Genomic DNA, 6378 nt, shown 5'->3' with positions numbered 1-6378 from the left:
GGCGCCTCCACGGCCATGCCGGTTCGGTGACCCAGTTGATAATCGTGTCCATGCCCGACGACGACATAACCCATCCGATTCCGGACCTCTCCGGCTACATCACCGAAGGCCAGATCGTGTTGTCCCGCGAGTTGCACCGCCAGGGAATCTCGCCCCCGATCGATGTGCTGCCGAGCCTGAGCAGGCTGATGAACGCCGGAATAGGCGAAGGCAAGACCCGGCGGGACCACCGGCAGGTGGCCGACCAACTGTATGCCCTCTACGCAGGCGGTCGTGATCTGCGCCGTCTCGTCACGATCATCGGTGAAGGCAGCCTCTCCGAGTCCGACCGGCGCTACCTCGAGTTCGCCGGGGCATTCGAGAAACGGTTCGTGAACCAGGAAGGGCGCCGCTCGATCACCGAGACCCTCGATGTTGCCTGGCAGCTTCTGAGCTCCTTCCCGGATGAGGACCTGAAGCGCATAGATCCCGGACTCATCGCAGCTCACAGGACCTAGACGGCGGGATCTATCACTGATCCAGGGGTTGGTCGAAACCGGCAATCAGTGCACGACCGTGAAGAGCTCCCATGTGCCGGGGATGCCTTTGAGCGATTGCTCTCCGACCGAGGCAAAGGCGAGGCCCGATCCGGCTACGAGATCTTTGACCGTCTGGGAAACGACTACTTCACCCGACCCTGCGTAGCCCATGACTCGCGAGGCGAAGTGAACGGCGAATCCACCTATGTCGTCATCGCGGAGTTCAATCTCGCCTGTGTGGAGTCCGGAGCGGATTTCGATGCCGAGTTGGCGAGCGCCTACGGCGATGGCCTGGCCGCAACGTACGGCGCGGGCCGGGCCATCAAAGGTGGCGAGGATGCCGTCCCCGGTTGTCTTCATGAGGCGGCCCCGTTGATGCTCACCGAATCGGTTCTGTCCGAAATCCAGAAGTTCGCGTATTTTGTGAAGCCGCAGTGTTCCCGGCTCGCCGGTAGGATCGCCCGATGTCCCGCTCTCTCGTGATAGTCATGTTCACCGACATCGTCGGGTCGACGGCGATGCGCTCGAGATTGGGTGACGACGAGGCGGACCGCGCAGTCGCTCGCCACGATGCCGTTGTCGGCCAGTTGGTCCCGACCAACGGCGGGCGCGTCATCAAGTACCTCGGTGACGGTGCCCTCGCCACGTTCTCATCGGCGGTAGATGCGATCGAGACGGCCGCGGCAATCCTGGTACAGCTGGCGGACACGGGTCCGCAGATAAGGATCGGGATCCACGCCGGTGACGTTGAGATCGTAGACGGTGACACCGCGGGCCTACCGGTGGCAGTCGCCGCCCGTCTGTGTGGTGTTGCGCCGCCCGGTGCCGCGGTAGTGAGCAGTCTCGTCCGATCCTTGGTCGGCGTACGCGGCGGCTTCACTTTCGAGTCGCTGGGTTGGTCGGCTCTGAAGGGTGTGACCGAACCTGTCGAGGTTTGGGTGGTCGGGTCCGGAACCGCGGTGAGAAACGACCAGCCAGAGCAACTTCCTTCCCCGGCTCTGGGTCGGACGGTAAGACAGTTCGTGGGACGCGAAGAAGCCATCGGAGCCCTCGACCGGGTATATGCGGGCCTCAACCGTCAGTACCTGGTTGCCGTCTCGGGTGAACCGGGCATCGGCAAAACAACGCTGGTGGACCACTGGGCGCGAGAGGCGTACAACGACGGCGCCACAGTCGTCGTCGGCTCTGCTCCCCCCGAAGGAGTGGCGCCTTATCAGCCGTTCGTAGAGGCCATCCGGCCGCTTCTCAAGTTGAACCCGGCGCTCAAACCAAGGGGGGCCGGGGCGGCCAGCCTGGCTCGACTCATGCCCGAACTTGGCCAGATCTCCTTTAGTCAGCCGCTGCTCGATGACCCCAACACTGAGCGCTACATGATCAACGAAGCATTCATGGAGGTGCTCGTCGGAGCAGCCGAGAGCCACGCTCCGCTGGTACTGATACTCGACGACCTCCACTGGGCGGACGAGGCCTCGATCGTGCTCCTCGGACACCTGTTGCGCCACAACCGGGAAGTGCCGGTTCTCGTGATCGGGACCTACCGTGATACCGATCTCGACCGGCGCCACCCTTTGGCCGATCTGCTCCGGGACCAGCGTAGGGCCCGGCGTGCGGAGCGGCTCGATCTAGCGGGCCTGGAACCAGAGCAGGTGGCATCACTCGTAGCCTCGGTAGCCGGGGGAGCGGCCCCGGACACGGCACTCGAAGTGATCGTCTCCGAAACCGAGGGCAATCCCTTCTTCGTGGAAGAGATCGTGGAGCATCTCGTCGCCGAGGCGATGGTCGTCGACGGGGCTTGGAACTTCGATCCGCAGTCCGCCATGACGATTCCCGAAGGCATAAGAGACACCATCGGACGGCGTCTCGACCGGCTCTCCGACGGTGCCCAGGAGTTGTTGGCCGCAGCTGCCGTGATCGGCGCATCATTCGACATCGACGTTCTCGTCGCGGTCGTCGACATGTCCCCGGCGGCCTTCGAGGAAGCGTTCGAGGAGGCTTTGGCGGCCGGCTTTCTCGTCGAGGGCCGCGGTGGGGAGATCTCCTTCTCCCACGCCTTGGTCCGTCAAACCATCCGGGATGAGATCTCCCGCTACCGACGGTCCCGTCTGCACCGGGCTGCCGGTGAAGCCCTGGCCGCCGCCGGTGCCACGTCGGACCGCCTCGTCCATCACTGGATCGAAGCGGGCGACTACACGAAGGCACTGCAGGCTTCGGTGCAGGCGATGAAGGAAGCCGAGGCCGTCGCCGCTCAAGAGGCAGTCATCAAACATGCCGCCACCGTGTTGGAGCTTTGGCTGGATGTGGATCCGGCCGAGCGGCCGTCCGGGTTCGAACGCTATCAAGCCATAGTCGCAGCAGGCCACGCCATCGGGATATCCCGGGGTTTTCAGGAGAGTGTCGCGTTTCTGCGTTCTCATCGGTCGGCGCTGGAAGAGGCGGGCGATGACCTTGGGGTCGGTGTGGTCCTCACTGAAGAGGCCCGTCAGCTGTGGCCTCTCGGACAGGTGACGGAGGGACTCCATGCTGCGGAGCAGGCCCTCGAGCTTATCCCGGCTGATCCCCCTTCGTCGGCGCGCGCCCGGGCGGAAGCTCAACTGGGCCGAATCCTCATGTTGAGCGGGTTGGAGCCGGAGCGAGCCATAGCCGTGACCCGTAGGGGGCTGGAATCGGCTCGAGCAGTAGAGGACGTCGCCACCGAGACATCCGCGCTGGCCACATTGGGTGTCCTGGTACCCGACCCGGTCGAGGGCGAGGCGATCCTGCGGAAGGGGGCTGAGATGGCCATCGCCCAGAACGCGGTGTTCCAGATCACCCGAACGCACACGAACCTCTCAGAGCTGCTGGTTGGTCAGGGACGGTACGACGAGGCGGTCGAGTTGGTGAGTGAAGCCTTGGAGACGGTGAAACGGCTCGGCGGCCAGGGGCAGTCGCTCGGCTGGATGGTGGTCACCCTCGGGCAGAGATACTACGACGCGGGACGATGGTCCGAGGCCCTCGAGACCTTGGGCACCGTCATCCCCCCGGGCTACCCCGAGGCCCTCCAACTCGTGATAGCCGCACGGATCTACGCTCAGCAGGGCGAGTTCGATGAGGCCCGGAGGTTGCTGGAACGAATCGGAAACGAGTACGACCACATAACCGACATCCAGTTCCAGGTCCCGGTTGCGACGGCGCGCCTCTGGTTGGCGAGGTGGGCTGCAGATCTCGATTCGCTGCCAAGCGGCATATTCGATCTCCCTCTTCTGCTGGATGGGGGAACCGTCAGCTGGATCGGCGCCGGCGAGTTCATTCTGGCTGCAGCCGAAACGGCCGCCTTCGCAGAAGACATCGGACGGCCAACTGTGGCTTCAGGACGATTCGACGAATGGATGACAACCGCACGGGAGATACCCGCAGAACCATCCGGGGAGGCCGTTCGGGCCACCCTGCGTGCTCAGCAACTCGGCTTTGAAAGCCGCGACCGCGCCGAGGCGTGGGCGGCAGCTGCTCGTAGCTGGCCGTCCGGATCCTACGAACATGCGGTAGCAGCTCTCGGGTGGTTGCGCTCCTCCACTGGACCCGACCAAGAACTCAGCAAGGCAGCAGAAACAGCCCTCGCCACAGCTGAACGATTGGCGGCGCGGCCACTTGCCGGTGAGCTTCGCCGCTATCTAGCGGGCTAGCTACCGAAACCGTCGGTCCTCCCGAAGCGGGCGCCGATTGGGAGGGTAGGGTCGGAATGGCCGGCCGTGAAGTAGCCGATGATGACCGAGGAGGCGGAAGTGGAGCTCGCAGGCACTGGTGCTGCGATCCTTTTGGGAGGTCTTCTGGTCTTCCAGCTGGCTCTGGCTCGCGGTGCGCCGTGGGGTGAAGCCTCGTGGGGCGGCCGCCACTCGGGAGTGCTCCCGGCTCATCTCAGGATCGCCAGTCTGGTCGCCGGTGGGGTCATCTACCCGCTCGCCATCTTGACCGTCCTCGATGGTGCAGGGGTAGTAGACCTCGGCTGGCCGAACCCCGGGCCGGTCACGATGTGGGTCATCACCGGGTTGTTCGTTCTCGCAACGGTTATGAACCTCGCGTCGCCGTCCCGTCGCGAGCGTCTCTGGGCCGGACCGGCGATCAGCATCGCCATCTTGTGTGCCGTGATAGCGCTCAACATGTAGGCCGGTAGCCTTTGTCGCCCCTGAGTCCATGGCTCGGCAGTTTCCATCATTCGGAGGATTCCCGTCGCCCGGGCCCCGGTTTCTCAGCAATCTGGACCCGGTAGAGCAAGGTTTGCATTGCTGAGAACGTCGGGGTCGCGAGGGTTGGAGCGGCGGTCTCAACACACGGCGGCCGGGTCGACGACTAAATGGGTGACGGGCTTCTGGCCGCGCTTGGCATCAACGGGCGGTCCGACACCACGCTGGCCGCAGTCAGACCCGCTCTCATCGACTGCCGGTACGCCGTAATTCTCGCCCCTCGGGCGACCTAATGACAGCACCGATGGTGCGACGGCAGCGATCGCAGTAGATCCTCACCAGTTCGACCTGCGTCGCCATCAGAGGAGTCTCTCGACGGGGGAGAGGTGACGGTGCGCCTCCCGGGCGCGCTCATCGGCCGCGCTGGCCGCATATCTGGACACCATCTGTCGGGACGACCAACCGGCCAGGCGCATCAGGTCGGTTTCGTTTCCTCCGGCGGCGAGGAACTCGTGCGCGAACGTGTGCCGCAGCTGGTGGGCGTGAATACGGTCGATTCCTGCCTGGTCGGATCGGCGGCGCAGCATCTGCGCGATCCCTGAGTTCGAGAGTCGGCCCTTCTGACCCAACCAGAGCCACGGCAGGTCCGCATAGGCGTGTCGTGCTCGTGCTCGGATGTAACGGTCGGCGGACTTGATCGTCTTTGGCCCCATCACAAGGTTGCGCTGTTTGCGACCCTTGCCCATTACCAGGGCCACCCCGTAGTCGAGATCAACATGCTCAACATGCAGGCTGGCGATCTCCGATAGCCGGCCCCCGGTGTCGAGCATCATCATCACCAGCGCCGTGTCGCGGCGAGCGTCGTGGTCTTGACCTTTGCATGCAGCGAGCAGTGCCTTGATATCGTCGGCGGTGACAACCGGCACCATCTTGTCTTCTACCTGAGTCGGCTTCATTCGCTCCATCGGTGACGATGGGATCTCGCCCTCTTCGACCGCCCACTTGAAGAACTGCTGTAGTGCGCGCTGACGGTTCGATGCTGTCGAAGCCGATCGAGTCTCGAGCAGGTGCACGATGAACGCCTCGACGTGCTCGCCGCAGAGCTTGGTGGCATCGGTCGGCATTCCCATCTCGTGCAGGTAGCCGTCGAGTTGCCCGACGGCCTCGAGGTAGGTGGCGATCGTCTTGGGAGCGCGGTTGGCTGCTCTCAGATGGCGGTTCCATGATGTTGCCAGCGTCGAGATCTGCGATAATCTTGCCGTCTGATTAGTTATCTGCTCTGACACAGTTATCCGCTCTCCATGCGTTGTGCTACCCGCAGGATACGGCATAAACACTGAAAGAGTAAATAACTACAAGGCAGTTTCACGGACGCTTAGCTCAGTTGGGAGAGCGCCTGCCTTACAAGCAGGAGGTCGGCGGTTCGAGCCCGTCAGCATCCACGTGTGTTCGCTTTCGGCGTCCACGTGTGTTCGCTTTCGGCGAACACAGAGCAGTTGGCGAAGCGAACCGCCGCATGCGCGACCAGCGACGGGCTGCCTGCTGCCTGTGGCCCATGGCTCTCAACTAGCCGGCGGTCTCCGGCTCCCGTTACCCTTCGGCCATGGCCCCGGTGTTGCTGCTCCATTGGAACTGGTCTGAGGTCATCGGAATGGCGGCCGAGCTCGAGCAGATGGGCTGGGACGTCATCACCGAGTCCGACG

Annotated in this window: 5 protein-coding genes and 1 tRNA gene; 4 read left to right on the top strand and 2 right to left on the bottom strand. The window is 63.8% G+C overall.

The genetic code is table 11. From position 1 onward, the window contains the following. Positions 1-497 (top strand): V-type ATP synthase subunit B (locus VLT15_08110; GenBank protein ID HSR45178.1); only part of this gene is annotated, 497 nt, incomplete at its 5' end. Between the two features lie 45 nt (positions 498-542). Here VLT15_08110 and VLT15_08105 read toward each other — a convergent pair. Then, the gene (locus tag VLT15_08105) at positions 543-878 is read right to left on the bottom strand and encodes an adenylate/guanylate cyclase domain-containing protein (protein HSR45177.1); all 336 of its coding nucleotides are present in this window, start codon (positions 876-878) and stop codon (positions 543-545) included. A gap of 104 nt (positions 879-982) precedes the next feature. On the opposite strand from VLT15_08105, the gene VLT15_08100 reads away from it, so the two are divergent. Together VLT15_08100 and VLT15_08095 are read left to right on the top strand one after the other, a co-directional pair. Next, the gene (locus VLT15_08100; protein ID HSR45176.1) at positions 983-4177 is read left to right on the top strand and encodes an AAA family ATPase; all 3195 of its coding nucleotides are present in this window, start codon (positions 983-985) and stop codon (positions 4175-4177) included. Positions 4178-4258: 81 nt separating this feature from the next. Next, the gene (locus tag VLT15_08095; GenBank protein ID HSR45175.1) at positions 4259-4657 is read left to right on the top strand and encodes a hypothetical protein; all 399 of its coding nucleotides are present in this window, start codon (positions 4259-4261) and stop codon (positions 4655-4657) included. Positions 4658-5034: 377 nt separating this feature from the next. Here the strand turns inward: VLT15_08095 and VLT15_08090 are convergent, their stop codons facing one another. Further along, a complete protein-coding gene (locus VLT15_08090) occupies positions 5035-5961 on the bottom strand; it encodes a tyrosine-type recombinase/integrase (GenBank protein HSR45174.1) in 927 nt (308 codons plus the stop codon). Between the two features lie 83 nt (positions 5962-6044). Between VLT15_08090 and VLT15_08085 the strand changes: the two genes are divergently transcribed. Continuing rightward, positions 6045-6117: transfer RNA gene (locus VLT15_08085), tRNA-Val, on the top strand. Positions 6118-6378 lie beyond the last annotated feature (261 nt).

The sequence above is a fragment of the Acidimicrobiia bacterium genome (genome assembly GCA_035471805.1).
In the GTDB taxonomy this organism is placed as follows: domain Bacteria; phylum Actinomycetota; class Acidimicrobiia; order Spongiisociales; family JAHEDJ01; genus JAHEDJ01.
Note: the sequence above shows the minus strand (reverse complement) of the source record. Positions and strands in the feature narration are given on the sequence as shown.

Coding starts and splice junctions, on each gene's coding strand:
- VLT15_08105 (HSR45177.1), bottom strand. CDS start 878: ATGAAGACAACCGGGGACGGCATCCTCGCCACCTTTGATGGCCCGGCC.
- VLT15_08095 (HSR45175.1), top strand. CDS start 4,259: ATGACCGAGGAGGCGGAAGTGGAGCTCGCAGGCACTGGTGCTGCGATC.
- VLT15_08100 (HSR45176.1), top strand. CDS start 983: ATGTCCCGCTCTCTCGTGATAGTCATGTTCACCGACATCGTCGGGTCG.